General features: G+C 67.1%; 16 protein-coding genes. 8 read left to right on the forward strand and 8 right to left on the reverse strand.

Annotation, left to right across the window (positions count from 1 at the left end; genetic code table 11):
- Positions 1–250: 250 nt before the first annotated feature.
- A complete protein-coding gene (locus YH64_RS03775; RefSeq protein WP_046802984.1) occupies positions 251–754 on the reverse strand; it encodes a Fur family transcriptional regulator in 504 nt (167 codons plus the stop codon).
- 199 nt (positions 755–953) lie between these two features.
- Here YH64_RS03775 and YH64_RS30060 point away from each other — a divergent pair, with 199 nt between their 5' ends.
- The 6 genes from YH64_RS30060 to YH64_RS03800 are packed head-to-tail and all read left to right on the forward strand — an operon-like array spanning position 954 to position 5,585.
- Positions 954–1,124: a hypothetical protein gene (locus YH64_RS30060; protein ID WP_162941293.1), complete on the forward strand. Its 171-nt coding sequence runs from the start codon at positions 954–956 to the stop codon at positions 1,122–1,124.
- A complete protein-coding gene (locus YH64_RS03780; RefSeq protein ID WP_046802985.1) occupies positions 1,121–1,843 on the forward strand; it encodes a metal ABC transporter ATP-binding protein in 723 nt (240 codons plus the stop codon). The genes YH64_RS30060 and YH64_RS03780 overlap by 4 nt, the downstream gene beginning before the upstream one ends.
- Complete coding sequence (locus YH64_RS03785; protein ID WP_046802986.1) at positions 1,840–2,706, forward strand: metal ABC transporter permease; 867 nt, start codon at positions 1,840–1,842, stop codon at positions 2,704–2,706. Before YH64_RS03780 ends, YH64_RS03785 begins: the two co-directional genes overlap by 4 nt.
- 19 nt (positions 2,707–2,725) lie before the next feature.
- Positions 2,726–3,736 (forward strand): metal ABC transporter substrate-binding protein, encoded by a 1,011-nt coding sequence (locus YH64_RS03790; protein WP_046802987.1) that lies wholly within the window; start codon positions 2,726–2,728, stop codon positions 3,734–3,736.
- A gap of 50 nt (positions 3,737–3,786) precedes the next feature.
- Positions 3,787–4,380, forward strand: coding sequence for a DUF1007 family protein (locus YH64_RS03795; protein ID WP_255444131.1), 594 nt, complete (start codon positions 3,787–3,789; stop codon positions 4,378–4,380).
- Positions 4,371–5,585, forward strand: coding sequence for a nickel/cobalt transporter (locus YH64_RS03800; RefSeq protein WP_046802989.1), 1,215 nt, complete (start codon positions 4,371–4,373; stop codon positions 5,583–5,585). The genes YH64_RS03795 and YH64_RS03800 overlap by 10 nt, the downstream gene beginning before the upstream one ends.
- A gap of 11 nt (positions 5,586–5,596) precedes the next feature.
- On the opposite strand, the gene xerC is transcribed toward YH64_RS03800, so the two are convergent.
- The 5 genes from xerC to YH64_RS03825 form a co-directional block, all read right to left on the reverse strand.
- Positions 5,597–6,532, reverse strand: a complete 936-nt coding sequence (gene xerC, locus YH64_RS03805; protein ID WP_046803134.1) for a tyrosine recombinase XerC — start codon at positions 6,530–6,532, stop codon at positions 5,597–5,599.
- Between the two features lie 199 nt (positions 6,533–6,731).
- On the reverse strand, positions 6,732–7,409 hold the full coding sequence (locus YH64_RS03810; protein WP_046802990.1) for a DUF484 family protein: 678 nt from the start codon (positions 7,407–7,409) through the stop codon (positions 6,732–6,734).
- A 4-nt stretch (positions 7,410–7,413) separates the two neighbouring features.
- The gene (gene dapF / locus YH64_RS03815; RefSeq protein WP_046802991.1) at positions 7,414–8,325 is read right to left on the reverse strand and encodes a diaminopimelate epimerase; all 912 of its coding nucleotides are present in this window, start codon (positions 8,323–8,325) and stop codon (positions 7,414–7,416) included.
- Between the two features lie 27 nt (positions 8,326–8,352).
- The gene (locus tag YH64_RS03820; protein WP_046802992.1) at positions 8,353–9,243 is read right to left on the reverse strand and encodes a lysophospholipid acyltransferase family protein; all 891 of its coding nucleotides are present in this window, start codon (positions 9,241–9,243) and stop codon (positions 8,353–8,355) included.
- A 39-nt stretch (positions 9,244–9,282) separates the two neighbouring features.
- Positions 9,283–10,143 carry a lysophospholipid acyltransferase family protein gene (locus YH64_RS03825; protein WP_046802993.1) on the reverse strand — a complete coding sequence of 287 codons (861 nt, stop codon included), beginning with the start codon at positions 10,141–10,143 and terminating at the stop codon, positions 9,283–9,285.
- Positions 10,144–10,418: 275 nt separating this feature from the next.
- Here YH64_RS03825 and metK point away from each other — a divergent pair, with 275 nt between their 5' ends.
- On the forward strand, positions 10,419–11,582 hold the full coding sequence (metK, locus tag YH64_RS03830; RefSeq protein ID WP_046802994.1) for a methionine adenosyltransferase: 1,164 nt from the start codon (positions 10,419–10,421) through the stop codon (positions 11,580–11,582).
- Between the two features lie 262 nt (positions 11,583–11,844).
- Here metK and YH64_RS03835 read toward each other — a convergent pair whose 3' ends face one another.
- Positions 11,845–13,275 carry an amidase gene (locus YH64_RS03835; protein ID WP_143215241.1) on the reverse strand — a complete coding sequence of 477 codons (1,431 nt, stop codon included), beginning with the start codon at positions 13,273–13,275 and terminating at the stop codon, positions 11,845–11,847.
- 79 nt (positions 13,276–13,354) lie between these two features.
- Positions 13,355–14,683: an MFS transporter gene (locus tag YH64_RS03840; RefSeq protein ID WP_046802996.1), complete on the reverse strand. Its 1,329-nt coding sequence runs from the start codon at positions 14,681–14,683 to the stop codon at positions 13,355–13,357.
- An 82-nt stretch (positions 14,684–14,765) separates the two neighbouring features.
- Here YH64_RS03840 and YH64_RS03845 point away from each other — a divergent pair, with 82 nt between their 5' ends.
- Positions 14,766–15,779 carry an Lrp/AsnC family transcriptional regulator gene (locus tag YH64_RS03845; protein ID WP_046802997.1) on the forward strand — a complete coding sequence of 338 codons (1,014 nt, stop codon included), beginning with the start codon at positions 14,766–14,768 and terminating at the stop codon, positions 15,777–15,779.
- Positions 15,780–15,794: the final 15 nt, after the last annotated feature.

The raw sequence follows: 15,794 nt of genomic DNA on the forward strand, positions 1-15,794 counted from the left end.
CCCCGGGTCAACCCAGGGGCCGAAGCCCGCCGGATCGCGTCTGTAGCCTGGAAAGTATCCGGCGATATCACTATTTTGGGGCGGTTTTCCGGATTTCAAGAGTCGGGGCGACTTGGTCGCGGCCAGCCCTTGTCCGGTGCCTGGCAAATTGGCGTTGCGGCAAGCGGGGGCCTGGCAACGTCGACACGGACACGGGCGGGCAGACGTGGGCAGCGCGGCATGGCGGCGCGGGCGCCGCGCCGCAGCCGGTTCAATGGTGGTGGTGATGATGGCCGGCGTCAGCGGGTTGCTTTTGCTGGCATTGGGGACAGAGCGCCCGGATCTCGGTTTCTTGTGTGGCCAGGGCGTAGCCCGTTTGGGCGACGCGTTCGGCCAGTTGGCGGCTCATGGCGGGGTCGGACACTTCGGCCACCGCGCCGCAACCGGTGCACACCACCAGCAGGTCGTGGGGCGCGCCGCCGGCGTCGTGGCAGGCGCTCCAGGCGTTGACTGCGTCCAGCCGGTGGATCAGCCCTTCATCCATCAGGAAGTCCAGCGCGCGGTACACGGTGGGGGGCGCGGCGCCGGGGTGCACTTCACGCATGGCGTCCAGCAGCTCGTACGCCTTCAGGCTGCGCCCATGGCGCAGCAGCAGTTCCAGCACCTTGCGGCGGATGGGCGTCAGCCGGCGTCCGCGCTGCTCGCACAGCGTCTCGGCGACGCTGAGCTGGGCGCCTACGGTGTCGCTGCGGGGGGGGCGGGGCGGAGCGGGCATGGCGGACTTTATCTGAATGAAAGACGCGCGCGACGCGCGCGAGATGCCTGGAAGGTAGCAGAAAAGTCGTATATGCGGGCAGCCCCGCCGGAATCAAGCAGATTTAGTTATGATATAACATTGTAAAAATCGCAAGCGCCGCATCTCGCGGCGCATTGCTTTGATTTCGGCTTGTCCTTTTTGGTGTTTGCGCTTTCCCATGTCTCACTTCACGCTTCTGCCCGCACGGTCCGGCACCGCGCCGCGGCACGGCAACCCTCCTCGCTCTGCATTCCTGGTGTCGGCCTGGCGCCGCATGGCGGCCGCGTTGGTGGCTGCAACCTTGCTGTGGGTGTTGACGGGCTGGGCGCTGGATTGGTGGCCGCGATGAGCGTGGCGCCGGTCACGATCGAACTGTCCGAGGCGTCCTTCGGCTGGCACGGGCATCCCGCGCTGAAGGCCGTGTCGGGCCGCTTCGCCGCCGGCGGGATGACGGCGGTGGTCGGACCCAACGGCGCCGGCAAGTCGACGCTGATCAAGGGAATCATGGGGGTGCTGCGTCCCATGACGGGCAGCGTGCGCATCAGCGGGGCCGGGCGTTCCGAACTGGCGTGGTTGCCGCAGGCGGCTGAACTGGACCGGGCGTTTCCCGTGACGGTGCTGGACCTGGTGGCCATGGGCGCATGGCGCCGGGTCGGCGCGTGGCGGCGCTTTCCCGCCGACGAGCTTGATCGCTGCATGCACGCGCTGGAAACCGTCGGTCTGGCCGATGCGGCCGGGCGCGGCGTGGACACTTTGTCGGGCGGGCAGATGCAGCGCACCTTGTTTGCGCGGATGCTGGTGCAGGATGCGCCGGTGCTGCTGCTGGACGAACCCTTCGCCGCTGTCGACAGCCATACCGCCGACGACCTGATGGCCCTGCTGTGCGGGCTGCATGGCCAGGGCCGCACGGTTATCGCGGTGCTGCATGACCTCGACTTGGTGCGCGGCCACTTCCCGGAATCCTTGCTGCTGTCGGGCTCTGTGGTCTCGTGGGGCGACACCGCGACCGCGTTAAGCGACGCAAATCTGAAAATGGCGCGCCAGTGGCACGCGAGGGCCTACCAATGAGTCTGGCGCAATGGGTGCTTTCGCCCTTCATGGATTATGGATTCATGCGGCGCGCGCTGGCGGGGGCGTGCGCCTTGTCGCTGGGGGCCGCGCCTTTGGGCGTGTTCCTGGTGCTGCGGCGCATGAGCCTGATGGGCGACGCGATGTCGCACGCGATCCTGCCGGGGGTGGCGGCGGGCTTTCTGCTGTCCGGCTTGTCGCTGGGCGCCATGATGCTGGGCGGCATCGTCACCGGCCTGGCCGTCGCCTTGCTGGCGGGCCTGGTGGCGCGCCTGACTCCGCTGCGTGAAGACGCCAGCTTTGCCGCTTTCTATTTGATATCGCTGGGGCTGGGCGTACTGCTGGTGTCCCTGCGCGGCTCGAACATGGACTTGCTGCACGTGCTGTTCGGCACGGTGCTGGGGCTGGACGATGCCTCGCTGCTGCTGGTGACCATCACGGCCAGCGTGACCTTGCTGGTGCTGGCCGCCATCTACCGCCTGCTGGTGGCCGAATGCCTGGACCCCGGTTTCCTGCGGGCCAGTGGCGGCGGGGGTGGCTGGGTCCATATGGGGTTCCTGGTGCTGGTGGTGGTGAATCTGGTGGCGGGTTTCCAGGTGCTGGGCACCTTGATGGTCGTCGGCATCATGATGCTGCCCGCCGCCGCCGCCCGATTCTGGGTGCGCTCGGCTGCCCGGCAGATTCCGCTGGCAGCCGGCTTCGGCGTGCTGGCCTCGATCAGCGGTTTGCTCGTGTCTTACCACTTCAACGTACCCGCCTCGCCGTCGATCATCCTGGCGGCGGGCGCCTGTTATCTGCTTTCCATCGTTGGCGGCCCGCAAGGCGGGCTGCTGCGGGCACCGCGCCGTACGCGCCAAGCCTGAGTTCACAAGGAGATTCGCCATGCGTTCCATTCTGCCGTCGCGCCGCCGCGCCCTGTTGACTGTCGCGGGCCTGTGCCTGTCGGCTGTCCTTGGCGCAGCGCACGCCGCGGATCCGCTCAAGGCCGTGGCCAGCTTTTCCATCCTGGGCGACATCGTTCGCGAAGTAGGGGGCGACGATGTCAGCTTGACTACATTGGTGGGGCCTGACGGCGATGCGCACGAATATGAACCCACGCCGGGCGACGCAAAAAAGCTGTCCGCCGCGCAGGTGCTGTTTGTGAACGGGCTGGATTTCGAGACCTGGCTGCCGAAGTTGACGAAGGCGTCGGGCTTTGCCGGCAAGACGGTCGTGGCCTCACAGGGCGTCACGCCGCGCAAGTTCGCGCAGGTGGGCGGGGACCATAAGCACGCTGAACACGATCATGACCATGACCATGACCATGACCACGACCACGACCACGACCACGACCACGGCGATGGCGATGGCCATCATCATCACGGCGACGCCGATCCGCATGCATGGCAAAGCCTGGCCAACGGCGTGATCTATGCGCGCAACGTGGCCGACGGCCTGGCCGCCGCCGACCCTGCCCATGCCGACGCCTATCGTCAGCGCGCGGCCGCCTATATCGCCCGCCTGCAAGCGCTGGACGCCTCGGCCAAGAAGACGTTTGCCGCCATTGCCGCCGACCGCCGCAAGGTGGTGACGTCGCACGACGCGTTCGGGTATTTTGGCGACGCCTACGGCGTGTCGTTCATCCCCGCGATGGGAGTGTCGACGGACGCCGAACCGTCGGCCGGCGAAGTGGCCCGCATCATCGAACAGGTCAAGCGCGACAAGGTCCCCGCGGTGTTCGTCGAGAACATCTCCAGCCCCAAACTTGTGCAGCAGATTGCACGGGAAACGGGCGCCAAGGTGGGTGGTACGCTTTATTCCGACGCCCTGTCCAAGCCCGGACAGCCCGGCGCGACCTATATGGAAATGTTTGAATGGAACGTACGTCAGCTTGCCGCGGCCTTGCAGCCCTGACCGCCGCGACGGCCATGCTGGTGGCCGGCTCCGCCAGCGCGCATCCGCACATGTGGATCGATGCGCGGGCGGTGGTCGACATCGACGCGCAGCAGCGCGTCACCGCCGTGCGCCAGGTATGGCTGTTTGACGAAATGTTCGGCGCTTACGCCACGCAGGGCATGGCCAAGGGCAAGGGCGGCGCCTTGCCCGCCGCCACCTTGAAGGGCATGGCCGACGACTGGATGAAGTCCTTGGGTGAACCGATCTCGCACTACTTCACTCGCGTCACGGTGGGCGGGCAGACCGCTACGTTCGCGGCGCCGCGCGATGCGCGTGTCGACTGGAACCCGAAGACGACGCGGCTGACACTGTCGTTCACCTTGCCGCTGGCGAGCCCGATGCCCATCGGCGCCGAGGGCGCGCAAGTGGACATTTACGACCCTACCTATTTCGTCGCCTATGCGTTCGACGAGAAAGGCGCGGTGTCGCTGGCCGGCCCGAAGGCGTCCGCCTGCACATCCGCCTATCGCAAGCCCAAGGAATTGGATTGGAAGACCATGCAGCAATTGGCCGCAATCCCGGCCGATCCGGAGGCGCTGCCGGACGAACTTTTTGCCATCACCAAAGGGCTGACGCACCGCATCGAGGTGCGATGCCCCTAGCGTTGTCCCGTGGCGGCGCTGTGCTGGGGTTCGCGTTGTTGCTGCTGCTTGGCGGCATGAGCGCGGCGGCGGCGCAGGGCGCGCATCCTTTCGGCGTGCCGGAAAGTGGGGCGGGCATGGGCGGCCCGGGCTGGCTGGCCAATTTCTTCGGTCAGGTGTCTGTCTGGCAAAGCCATTTCTACCGTCAACTGACGGGTGCGGTGCGCGCCTGGCAGGCCGATGGCGGCGCCGCCTGGACGTTGATCGGCCTGTCGTTTGCCTACGGCGTGTTCCACGCGCTGGGCCCCGGTCACGGCAAAGCCGTGATTTCTTCCTACGTGCTGGCCAATCGGCAGACGGCGCGCAACGGCGCGCTGCTGGCGCTGGCGTCCGCATTGATCCAGGCGCTGGTGGCGATTGTGTTGGTCGCGGTGTTGGCGCTGGTGTTCAACGCCACCGCCGCCACGATGAACCAGGCGACGCGTTGGCTTGAGCTGGCGTCGTATGCGCTGGTGACGTTGCTGGGCGCATGGCTGGTCTGGGTCAAGGCGATTCGGCCGCTGCTGCCAGGCAGGCGCCAAGGGGCGGTGGCAGGAACGGTTTCGGCCACCGCGTCCACGCACGCTGTGCCAATGGCGGGTGCCGGATTGACGACGGGTGCATCGCCGCCGAGGGGCGCTCCGCCGAGGGGCGCCCCGCCGGAGGGCGCCCCGCCAAAGGGCGCTCCGCCAAAGGGCGCACCGCCAAAGGGCGCTGCGGCGTTGAATGCGATCCCGGTATATGCGTCCGCTGCGTCAGTGACGGTGGGGTTGCCGCATCAACATCACCATCATCATCACGACGACTGCGGTTGCGGACATGCGCATGTGCCCGCGCCTGAGCAGGTGGCGGGCAGCTTGAGCTGGCGTCGCGCCGCATCCGCCATTCTGGCCGTGGGACTGCGACCGTGCAGCGGTGCGTTGATCGTGCTGGTGTTCGCGTTGTCGCAAGGCTTTTTTATGGCCGGCGTGGCGTCGGCGCTGGCCATGGGCGCCGGCACCGGTTTGACGGTGGCGGCGCTGGCCTGCCTGGCGGTAGCCGCCGGCGGCGCGGCCACGCGCGTCGGCCAGCGCTTGTCCAGCAAGGGCGCGGCGCGATTGCGCTACAGCGTAGAGGCACTGGCCGCGATGGCGGTGATGTTGTTCGGTGTCATGCTGCTGGGCGGCATGTTGGCGGGCGGCGGGTAAGCCCCGCCCGTTCAGGATTTGCGGCCCGCGCGCGGATGCGCCTGGTCGTAGGCCTTGGCCAGATGCTGGAAATCCAGGCGCGTGTAGACCTGCGTGGTCGAGATATTGGCGTGGCCCAGCATTTCCTGCACGGCGCGCAGGTCTTGCGCCGATTGCAGCACATGGCTGGCGAAACTGTGGCGCAGCACGTGCGGATGCACATGCGTGGGCAGGCCCGCTGTTTGGGCGATCTGCGCCAGTTGCAGCTGCACGACGCGCGGCGAAATGCGCTTGCCGCGCGCGCCCAGGAACAAGGCGCAGGCGTCCTGAGTAAGCGGGTGGGGGGGCGACAGCTGCGGGCGCACGGCAATCCATTTCTGCAAGGCGGCAATCGCTGCCTGCCCCACCGGCACCGAGCGGCGCTTGCCGCCTTTGCCCAGCACTTCGACCTCGGCTTCTTCCAGCTTCAACCAGCCGGCGGATTCGTAATCGGGGGTGCGCGTGTAGCGCAAGTCCAACCCAACCAGCTCTGACAAGCGCAGCCCGCTGGAATACAGCAGTTCAAGCATGGCTTGGTCGCGCAGCGCGACGGGCTCGTTGGCCACTTTGGCGGGCGCGCGGTCTAGCAGGGCTTGGGTTTGTTCTACGGACAAGGCTTTGGGCAGCCCACGCGGCGCTTTGGGCGCGCGTACCCCGGCCACGGGGTTCCCGGCCAGGTCGACGGCGGGGGCCCACCATTGGTAGAAGCCGCGCCAGGCGGCCAGCGTGCGCGCCAGGCTGCGTGGCCCGCGGCCCTGGGCATGCAGGCGTGCGACAAATTGGCGGATATGGCCGTTGGCGATCTTGTCCAGCGGCAGGCCGGCGCGGTCGGCCAGTTGGTGCAGAAAGTGCAGCTCACGCTGATAGCCGCTCAGCGTGTGCACGGAATAGCGGCGGTTGGTTTCCAGATGGCGCAACCACGCGCGCATCGGTTCGGGCAGCGCCTGGTCGCCGGCGTCGGGCTGCGAGGGGCCGGCGGTTGCCCTTGCTCCGTCGGGCGAAGGCACGGTGCCGACGGTGGACCGTTTGCTGTCGGACGCGGGCGCAGCATCGGCGCCGTCCTGGGCACTGCCGGGCGGGGGCGCGTTGTGCGAGTTCTGGTCCATGTCCGCCCGCCGTCGCGTTGCGCTAGGCCTTGGGCGAGGCCGGGTTCAAGCGATGCAGCGCGGCCGATGCCAGTTGGCCGACGGATTCCAGAAACGCCGTGCCCATCTCGGGCGTAAAGCGTTCCGGGTCGTCGGAGCCCAGCACCAACAGGCCCACGGCCGGGCCGTCGGCTTCCAGGCGCAAGGGCACCAGGGCCAGCGACTTGGGCTTGCTGTCCAGCCAGCCCACCGCTTCGAAATCGGTGTCGGTGCCGCAGTACGGCGTCTTCAGGCTGTCGGTGAACGTGCGCACATCTTGCGAGACGGGCTCGCCATAACCAGTGGGCGCCAACTCGGACAAATCCCACAGGCGCAGCGCCACGTGGTTCAGGTCGAACTGTTCGGCCAGGCCCAGCGCGATTTCGCCGGGCACGCGCTGCGCGTCATTTTCAGACAGCAGGCGGCTGCACCACTTGGCCACATGCGTGCCGATGCTTTCGTTGGCGGTGGCGTTGCGCACCAGTTCGTTCAAGCGCCATTCCAGTTCGCGGTTGCGTTCGCGCAGGGTCAGGATCTGGCGTTCGCCCAGCGAGATGGCGCGCGAGCCATGCGGGTGCGGCACCTGCATGGTGGCGAACACGTCGGCGTGTTCGTCAAAGAAGCCGGGGTGGTCTTGCAGGAAGGCGGCGATGTCTTGGGCGGTGAAAGCGGTATCAGTCATAGGGTCAGCGGTTCAGCGCCATGGAGAAGACGAGCTTGTCGATGTCGACTTGCCCCGTGAACACGGATTCGGCCGGGCCGGTCATGCGCAGTTGGTCGCCATTCCAGGCAACGGTCAGTACGCCGCCGCGCGTTTGCACGCGCACCGGCGATTCCAGCAGGCCACGGCGGATGCCGGCTGCCACGGCGGCGCAGGCGCCCGTGCCGCAGGCCAGCGTTTCGCCCGCGCCGCGCTCGAAAACGCGCAGGCGGACGTTGTGGCGGTCCATGACTTGCAGGAAGCCCGCATTCACGCGGCGGGCAAAGCGCGGGTGGGTTTCGATCAGCGGGCCTTGAACGGAAACGGGCGCGGTGTCGACGTTATCCACCACCTGAACCGCGTGCGGGTTCGAGATGGCCACGGCCGACAGCCACACTTTGTTGGGCACGCCGGCGGGGGCGTCCAGTTCAAGTTCCCAGAGGGTGTCTTCGCCTTCGCGCATTGAAGGCAGGCCGGCGGTGTCAAACGGCAGGGCCTCGGGTTCGAACCGGGTGCTGCCCATATCTACCGTGACTTGTTCGTCGTCGCCTTCGTCCAGCACCAGGATGCCGGTGGCGATTTCCGCGCGCAGCGGGTTACGGTCGGACAGCCCTTGTTCGTGCACAAAGCGCACAAAACAGCGCGCGCCGTTGCCGCAGTGTTCGACTTCGCTGCCGTCGGAATTGAAAATGCGATAGCGGAAATCCGCATCGGGGCGGGTGGCCCGTTCGACCAGCAGGATCTGGTCGGCGCCGATGCCAAAGTGCCGATCGCCCAGCGCTCGGGCGCGTTCGGGCGTCATTTCGATGGTCTGGCGGACCCCGTCGAGCACGACAAAGTCGTTGCCCGCGCCATGCATTTTGGTGAAGTTCCAGTTCATCGGGCGATTATCGCCCATTATTCGGGCGCGGACAGCCGGCCGAGATCAATAGAGCTTGGCTTCGCCGGCCGGACGGGTCTTGAAGCGACGGTGGACCCAGTAGTACTGGCTGGGGCAGCGGCGCACCCAGGATTCCAGCTCGCGGTTCAGCCGGGCGGTGGCCTCTTCCAGGGACGCGTCGCCGGGAAAGTCCGCCAGGGCGGGCAGCACGTCCACATGGTATCGGCCGGTGTCGGGGTTCCAGAAGCCCACGATGGGCAGCACCGCCGCGTTCCATTTCTGGGCCAGTTGCGCGGTGGCCAGCAGCGTGGCGGCCTGCACGCCGAAGAACGGCACGAACACCGACCCTTGGCGGCCGAAATCCATGTCGGGCAGGTAGTAGACGGGACGCGGGGCGCGTAGGTGGCGGATCAGGTCGCGCACGCCGTCCTTGCGGCTGACCAGGAAAACCTCGTTGAAGCGCGCGCGCCCGGCGGCCACGACCGCGTCGATGTGCGGATCGCTTTGCGGGGTGTACATGGTGGCGCCGCTGGGCACTTCCATGGTCAGGCGGGTGGCGGCGGCATCCAGCGCGATGAAGTGCGGCGCCAGCAATATCACCGAACGGCCTTGGGCGATCAGTTCGTTGATGCGCTCGGCCCCGCTTTGCGTGACCATGTCCTTGATGGCTTCGGGCGTGCCGTACCACAGCACGCCGCGATCGACGATGGATTGCGCCAGCGCCCGGAAGTGTTCCGCCACCCATTGCTCGCGCACCGACTCGGGCTGATCGGGAAAGCACAATTCCAGATTGCGCCGCACGATGCGCGCCCGGGATTTAGCCAGCCTGGGCGCCAGCCAACCCAGCACGGCGCCGATGCGCAAGCGCGTCGACGGCTGGATGCGGCCGAACCATTTCAACAGGGAAACCAGCGTACGCGTCTTTGAATCTTTCATCGTGTCGGGAGTGGACCGGGCGGCGGAAACCAGAAAACGTCAGCGAGCCGACGGGGCGGCGTCGGGCGCCGGGGGCGCGCCGCGCGGGGTCTTGTAGCGGTTGTAGCTCCAGAGGTACTGCTGGGGGCAGCGCCGGATCAGGGTTTCCATCGCGGCGTTGATCAGCGCGGCCTGCGCCGTGGCATCGGCCGGCAGCGGCTCGGGCACGCGCACATAGTGGATGCGCCAGCCTCGGCCGTGGGGCAGGCGTTCGCCCGCCGTCAGGATGATGGGGACGTTGGTCTGCGTGGCCAGTTTGCTGGGCAGCGTCATTGTGTAGGCCAGGCGCCCGAAGAACGGCGCCCACACCCCATCGCCCACGCTGGGCGCCTGGTCAGGCAGCATGCCCACCGATTCACCGCGCCGCAGCGCCCGCACGAATTCCCGCACGCCCTGCATGGTGGCCGGCACGGCATTGACGGCGGAACTGTTGCGCGCGGTCTCCAGCAGCGGGGCCAGCACGTCTTTGCGCGGCGGGCGGAACATCACCGTCATGGGCATCTGGCGGGCCAGATAGCGGGCGGTGATTTCGAAGCAGCCCAGGTGCGGGGTCAGGAACAGGATGCCGCGCCCCTCGGCGCGCGCCGTGTCCACCACGGCGTTGTCGTCGGAAACCACCTGCGCCAGGCTTTGTTCGTTCTTGAACCACACGCGGGGGTTCTCAAGAATCATGGCGCCGGTTTCGGCGGCGGCACGGCGCGCGAAGGCCGCGCCGGGGTAGCCGGCCTGGGCGGCATTGGCCTGAAGGCGGCGCCGATACTTGCCGGGCCAGGCGTACACGGCCAGCCCCGCGGCGCGCCCAAGGGCGTGCGCAACCGGTAGCGGCAAGGCGGCAAAGAGTCGGAACAGGGCGAGCAGCATTCAGCAAATAGGAAAGGTCGGGCAGGGTTATGCCGGTATTCGGGAATATGTTTACACCCCCGCCGCGAGCATAAGAACGGCATTTTCGCTTAAAATCCGCTCAGTCGCCGAGTTAACCGACAACTTGCGGGGCGACGGCAAGGGTGCAGCGCATGGCGCGCCCTTTGCCAAATCCGCTAAAGCGTCGCGCCCAGATAGCGTATTTCATGCGGTCCGGGGTGCAACGCGCCTCATGAACCTATGCGCCGGCAACGCCGGACACCAAGGACGCATCTGTGGCCAATAACGATTTTCTCTTCACTTCCGAATCCGTCTCCGAAGGGCATCCCGACAAGGTTGCCGACCAGATTTCCGATTCGATCCTGGACGCCATCTTCACGCAGGACCCGAACGCGCGTGTCGCAGCCGAAACGCTGTGCAACACGGGCCTGGTCGTGCTGGCCGGTGAAATCACCACCACCGCCAACGTGGATTACATCCAGGTCGCCCGGGACACCATCCGCCGCATCGGCTACGACAACACCGAATACGGTATCGACTACAAGGGTTGCGCCGTGCTGGTTGCTTACGACAAGCAATCGCCGGACATCGCCCAGGGCGTGGACCGCAGCTCGGAAGACTATCTGAACCAGGGCGCGGGCGACCAGGGCCTGATGTTCGGCTATGCCTGCGACGAAACGCCCGACCTGATGCCGGCCCCGATCTGGTACGCGCACCGCCTGGTGCAGCGCCAGAGCGAACTGCGCAAGGACGGCCGCCTGCCGTGGCTGCGCCCGGACGCCAAGTCGCAGGTCACGTTCCGCTATATCGACGGCCGCCCGGCTGAAGTCGATACCGTGGTGCTGTCCACGCAGCACGCGCCGGAAGTCACGCAAGAAACCATCCGCGAAGCGGTGATCGAAGACATCATCAAGCCCAGCTTTCCCGAAGGCCTGATCACGCCGCAAACCAAGTTCCTGGTCAACCCGACCGGCCGCTTCGTCATCGGCGGCCCGCAAGGCGATTGCGGCCTGACCGGCCGCAAGATCATCGTCGACACCTACGGCGGCGCATGCCCGCACGGTGGTGGCGCGTTCTCGGGCAAGGATCCGTCCAAGGTTGACCGTTCGGCCGCCTACGCCGCGCGCTATGTGGCCAAGAACATCGTGGCCGCCGGCCTGGCGCGCCAGTGCCAGGTGCAGGTCAGCTACGCCATCGGCGTGGCCGAACCGATCAACATCACCGTCTACACCGAAGGCACGGGCGTCATCCCCGACGACCAGATCGCCAAGCTGGTGCGCGAACACTTCGACCTGCGTCCGAAGGGCATCGTCAACATGCTGGATCTGCTGCGCCCGATCTACGCGAAGACCGCCGCGTACGGCCACTTCGGCCGTTCCGAGCCGGAATTCTCTTGGGAAGCCACGGACAAGGTCCAGGAACTGAAGAAGGCGCTGTAAGCGACGGCAGTCGGGGCGGTTTCTGTCGTTCGGCTCCAGTCTGCGGACTTCTATTGCGGGCCTGCTAGCTGCCGCCTCCTTTCACCTTCGTTCAGCCACCCGGCTTTCAACGCCCGGGTCCTGAACAAAAAATGCCCCCGCCGGACTCCGGCGGGGGCATTTTTTTGCGTTGCTGCGTTGCTGCGTTGCTGCGTTGCTGCGTTGCTGCGTTGCTGCGTTGCCGCGTTGCTGCGTCGCGACGTTACGCGCGCGCCCCGTGATCCTACAGCCCCCACGCCGACAGGTCCGGCGTGCGCCGGGTCGGCGACAGCACCGGCTCCAGCACCGCCGCGCAGTCCAGCAAGGCGGCATCGCCACCGGCGGGGGCCAGCAGCTGCACGGCCATCGGCATGCCTTCAGGGTCCGCACCCGCCGGCAGCGCGATGGCTGCCGCGCCCAGGAAGTTGGCGGGGCGCAGCAGCTTGCCCAAGCCCACGTGGCGTACGTCTTCGGCGTCCAGCGCTTGCGCCGCCTGATCGCACGCGGGCATCAACAGCCCGTCCAGCCCCTGCATGGCGTCGGCGAAGGCGGCCATGTCGGCCTGGCGCCGGGTGAGCGCGGCTTCGTAGTCCGCCCGCGCAATGCGGCCGCCCGCCGCGATGCGTGCCCGCACCACGTCCCACAACGGAGCGTCGGGGTTTTCGGCCAGCGCGCCGTAATAGGCATAGGCCTCGTACGCCAGCACCAGCGAGTTGTCATCGGCCATGCGCGCAAAGGACAGCGACGCGGGCGGATGCCAGGCGGTGGGCGCAATGCCCGCTTGCGCCAGTCGCTCTTGGGCCCGATGCCACGCATCCAGGCCGGAATCCGACAGCGGCGTGGGCCACGCTTGCGGGGCCAGCACGGCAACGGCGGGGGGCCGGCGCGGCGCGGGGTGGCGCAGCGCGGTCACGCAGGACGCGGGCAACGCCAAGGTGGCTACGTCGTCCACATCCGGCCCGGCCAGCAATTGCGTCAACAGGCGCGCGTCCGCCACGTTGCGGGCGAGCGGCCCCAGCACGTCCAGCGTGTCCGACAGGGGCAGGCAGCCCGCGCGGCTGATCAGGCCCGAAGACGGCTTGAAGCCCACTACGCCGTTCAGCGCGGCCGGCGCGCGCACCGAACCGCCAGTGTCCCCGCCCAGCGCAATGGCCGTCAGCCCCGCCGCCATGGCCACGCCCGCGCCGCTGGACGAACCGCCCGGCGCGCGCGCAACCTTCGCGTCCCACGGGTTGCGCGCCGTGCCTTGGGTGGGGTTCTGCCCCGACAGCCCGAACGCGAATTCCGTCATGCGCGTCTTGCCCAGAATCACCATGCCTTCGGCCGCCAGCTTGCGCACCGCCGTCGACGTGTCGCCGCTGATCACGCCGCGCCGCGCTTCGGATCCGCCCGTGGTCGGTATGCCCTGCCACTGCACGCTGTCTTTGACGGCCACCGGAACGCCATGCAATGGCCCGAGCAGCAGGCCGGCGTCCCGCAGACGGTCGGCGGCGTCGGCCTGCGCCAACGCGCGTTCGGCGGTGACTTCGCTAAACGCGGCCAGCGGGGCGGCGCGTTCGATGCGGTCCAGGAAATGCGTGGTGACCTGGCGGGCGCTCAGCTCGCCTTCACGGATGGCGCGCGCCAGCTCGCGGGCGTCTCGAAAATGCAGGTCGGTGTGGTCTTGTGCGGGCATGGGTCTCTTTCAAAAAGGAAAAGCTCTCCGGTCCTGTCCGGACCGGAAAGCCATTGCGTTTGCAGGGCGCGCGTTGCGGCTATTTCAGCGTCTGGCCCTTTGTTTCAGGCATGCGGATGAAGGTGATCAACGTGATCACGGCGCCGGCCAGCACGTAATAGAAGAACCAGCGTTCCATGCCACGGCTTTGCAACCAAGTCAGCAGGTAAGGCGTGGTGCCGCCCAGCAGCGCCACCACCAGGTTGTACGGCGTGCCGATACCGACGGCGCGCACGCTGGTGGGAAATTGTTCCGACATGATGGCAGGCGCAATCGCCGTGTACATGGCGTACAGCACCAGGCCGAACAGTTCCACCGCCAGGATCGAGCCAAACGACGGGCCCAGGGTGGTCATCAGCGGGTAGAAGAACACCAGGTAGCCGGCCGCAAAGAAGATCAGCTGCGGCTTGCGGCCGATGCGGTCGGACAAAATGCCGAACAGCGGCTGCACCAGCATGAACACGATCAAGGCCACGGTATTGGCGGCGAACGCGGTCTTGGGGTCCGCGCCCACCTGGCGGATGGCATACGTGGGCACATAGGCCACGAAGATGTAGAACGCAAACGTGGTCAGCACCGAGAAACCCACGATGCGCAGCACTTCACGCGGATGGTCGCGCAGCAGCGTGCGCAGCGGCTGCTTTTCGATGCCGGTCTTCTTGGCGTGCGAAAACGCTTCGGTTTCCGGTACCGAACGGCGGATCCACATGCCGGCCAGCCCACCGAAGGCGCCGATCAGGAATGGAATGCGCCAGCCCCACGAGGCCATGTCGGCCTTGGTCAGCGTGGACGTCAGGATCCAACCCACGGCGGACGCGGCCAGGATGCCCACGGCGGCGCTGAAAAACACAAAGCTGGAATAGAAACCGCGCTTTTCAGGCGGCGCCATTTCAGCCAGAAAGGTCGTGGCCGAGGCATACTCTCCGCCCAGCGACAAGCCTTGCAAGAGGCGCGCGGCGGTCAGCAACAGCGGGGCAGCCAGGCCGATGGTGGCGTAGGTGGGGGTGATGGCGATGATGAGCGAACCGCCCGCCATCATCAAAATCGTCAGGCCCAGCGCGGCTTTACGGCCGTAGCGGTCGGAAAAGATGCCCAGCACCCAGCCGCCCACCGGTCGCATGAAAAACCCCACCGCGAAGATGCCGAAGGTGGCAAGCAGCGCGGTGGTTTCATTGCCTTCTGGAAAGAACTGGCCCGAAAAAAAGATGGCGAACGACGCGTAGATGGTCCAATCGAACCATTCGACCGCATTGCCTACACTACCGGCCAGGATGGTGCGTGACCGGGATATGGGCGCGGCGGCAAGCGCGGCGGCGGGCGCGGCGCTTGCCCCTTGCTTGCTGCGCAAGGTCGCGGATGGGCTGCTCATGACGTCCTCAACATAAGAATTTATTTTTAGTCAAAAAGACCGTTTAATTTTGTGTTTTTATCAATGCGCGAACGTTAGATTAATGAATATGGTCACGTCAAGTAAGGGTAAGCCCCTAATGCCAGCGCTGGACGACACCGATCTGGCCTGCCTGATCGCGTTGCAGGCAGACCCCCGCGCATCCTGGCGCGAGCTGGGCGCGGCCACCGGCATCGCCGAACGTACCGTGGCGCGTCGCATCCGCCGCTTGATGGACGCCGACGCGCTGCGCGTCATTGCCGAACCTGACCCGTTGGCCATGGGGCAGGGCGTGGTGTTGCACGCGTGGGTGCGCTGCCGGTCCGGCCGCGTGCCTGAGGTGGCCGAACAGTTGGCGAGGCTGGACATCAGCCAGCTGGTCGTCACGCTGGCCGGCACCGCCGACCTGATGGCCGAACTGACCCTGGCCGATGCGGCCGACATGCCCGACGTGGTCACCCGCGTGCTGCCGTCGATCGACGGCGTCGAACATGTGGAAGCGAGGCTGGTGCTGCGGCCATTTCGTCGTGCCGGGCAGTGGCGCATCCAGGCGCAACCGGACGCCGTGCCGGACGCGCCGCAGGCCCAGCCGCCCGCCGCGTTAAGCGATGCAGAGTCGCGCATGGTGGCGCATCTGATGCGCGACGGCCGCGCCAGCCTGGCCGAACTGGCCGAGCAGGCCGGCGTCAGCGAACCCACCGCGCAGCGCCTGCTTTCCCACCTGGTCGAGCGCCGGGCACTGAGCTTTCGCGTCGAGGTGGAGCCCGCGTTGGTGGGCTTTCCGGTTGAGGCGGTGATCTCGGTGCAGGTGCGGCCGCAAGCCGTCGACGCCATGGCGGCGCATCTGGCGCTGGACCCGCACACCCGCTGCCTGTTCGGCACCAGCGGGGCGTCGCAGTTGTTCTGGCACGTGCTGTGCCGCGACAGCCTGCATCTGTGGGAAGTGACCACACGCCGCCTGGGCGAACTGGACGGCGTGCTAAACAGCGAAGTCGGCGTGGTGATGCGGGCGCACAAGCGTTGCGGCATCGTGCGCGCGGGGGCGCGCCTGGCCAGCAACGGCGACGGCGGGGATTGATGCAGCGCGGCGCGC

Origin of the sequence: Achromobacter sp. LC458 (assembly GCF_001005835.2) — a bacterium.
Classification (GTDB): domain Bacteria; phylum Pseudomonadota; class Gammaproteobacteria; order Burkholderiales; family Burkholderiaceae_B; genus Achromobacter; species Achromobacter spanius_B.

Bases quoted from the DNA above. Each gene is read 5' to 3' on its own strand.
- YH64_RS03775 (WP_046802984.1), bottom strand. From the start codon at position 754: ATGCCCGCTCCGCCCCGCCCCCCCCGCAGCGACACCGTAGGCGCCCAG.
- YH64_RS30060 (WP_162941293.1), top strand. From the start codon at position 954: ATGTCTCACTTCACGCTTCTGCCCGCACGGTCCGGCACCGCGCCGCGG.
- YH64_RS03780 (WP_046802985.1), top strand. From the start codon at position 1,121: ATGAGCGTGGCGCCGGTCACGATCGAACTGTCCGAGGCGTCCTTCGGC.
- YH64_RS03785 (WP_046802986.1), top strand. From the start codon at position 1,840: ATGAGTCTGGCGCAATGGGTGCTTTCGCCCTTCATGGATTATGGATTC.
- YH64_RS03790 (WP_046802987.1), top strand. From the start codon at position 2,726: ATGCGTTCCATTCTGCCGTCGCGCCGCCGCGCCCTGTTGACTGTCGCG.
- YH64_RS03795 (WP_255444131.1), top strand. From the start codon at position 3,787: ATGTGGATCGATGCGCGGGCGGTGGTCGACATCGACGCGCAGCAGCGC.
- YH64_RS03800 (WP_046802989.1), top strand. From the start codon at position 4,371: ATGCCCCTAGCGTTGTCCCGTGGCGGCGCTGTGCTGGGGTTCGCGTTG.
- xerC (WP_046803134.1), bottom strand. From the start codon at position 6,532: ATGCGCGCGTGGTTGCGCCATCTGGAAACCAACCGCCGCTATTCCGTG.
- YH64_RS03810 (WP_046802990.1), bottom strand. From the start codon at position 7,409: ATGACTGATACCGCTTTCACCGCCCAAGACATCGCCGCCTTCCTGCAA.
- dapF (WP_046802991.1), bottom strand. From the start codon at position 8,325: ATGGGCGATAATCGCCCGATGAACTGGAACTTCACCAAAATGCATGGC.
- YH64_RS03820 (WP_046802992.1), bottom strand. From the start codon at position 9,243: ATGAAAGATTCAAAGACGCGTACGCTGGTTTCCCTGTTGAAATGGTTC.
- YH64_RS03825 (WP_046802993.1), bottom strand. From the start codon at position 10,143: ATGCTGCTCGCCCTGTTCCGACTCTTTGCCGCCTTGCCGCTACCGGTT.
- YH64_RS03835 (WP_143215241.1), bottom strand. From the start codon at position 13,275: ATGCCCGCACAAGACCACACCGACCTGCATTTTCGAGACGCCCGCGAG.
- YH64_RS03840 (WP_046802996.1), bottom strand. From the start codon at position 14,683: ATGAGCAGCCCATCCGCGACCTTGCGCAGCAAGCAAGGGGCAAGCGCC.
- YH64_RS03845 (WP_046802997.1), top strand. From the start codon at position 14,766: ATGAATATGGTCACGTCAAGTAAGGGTAAGCCCCTAATGCCAGCGCTG.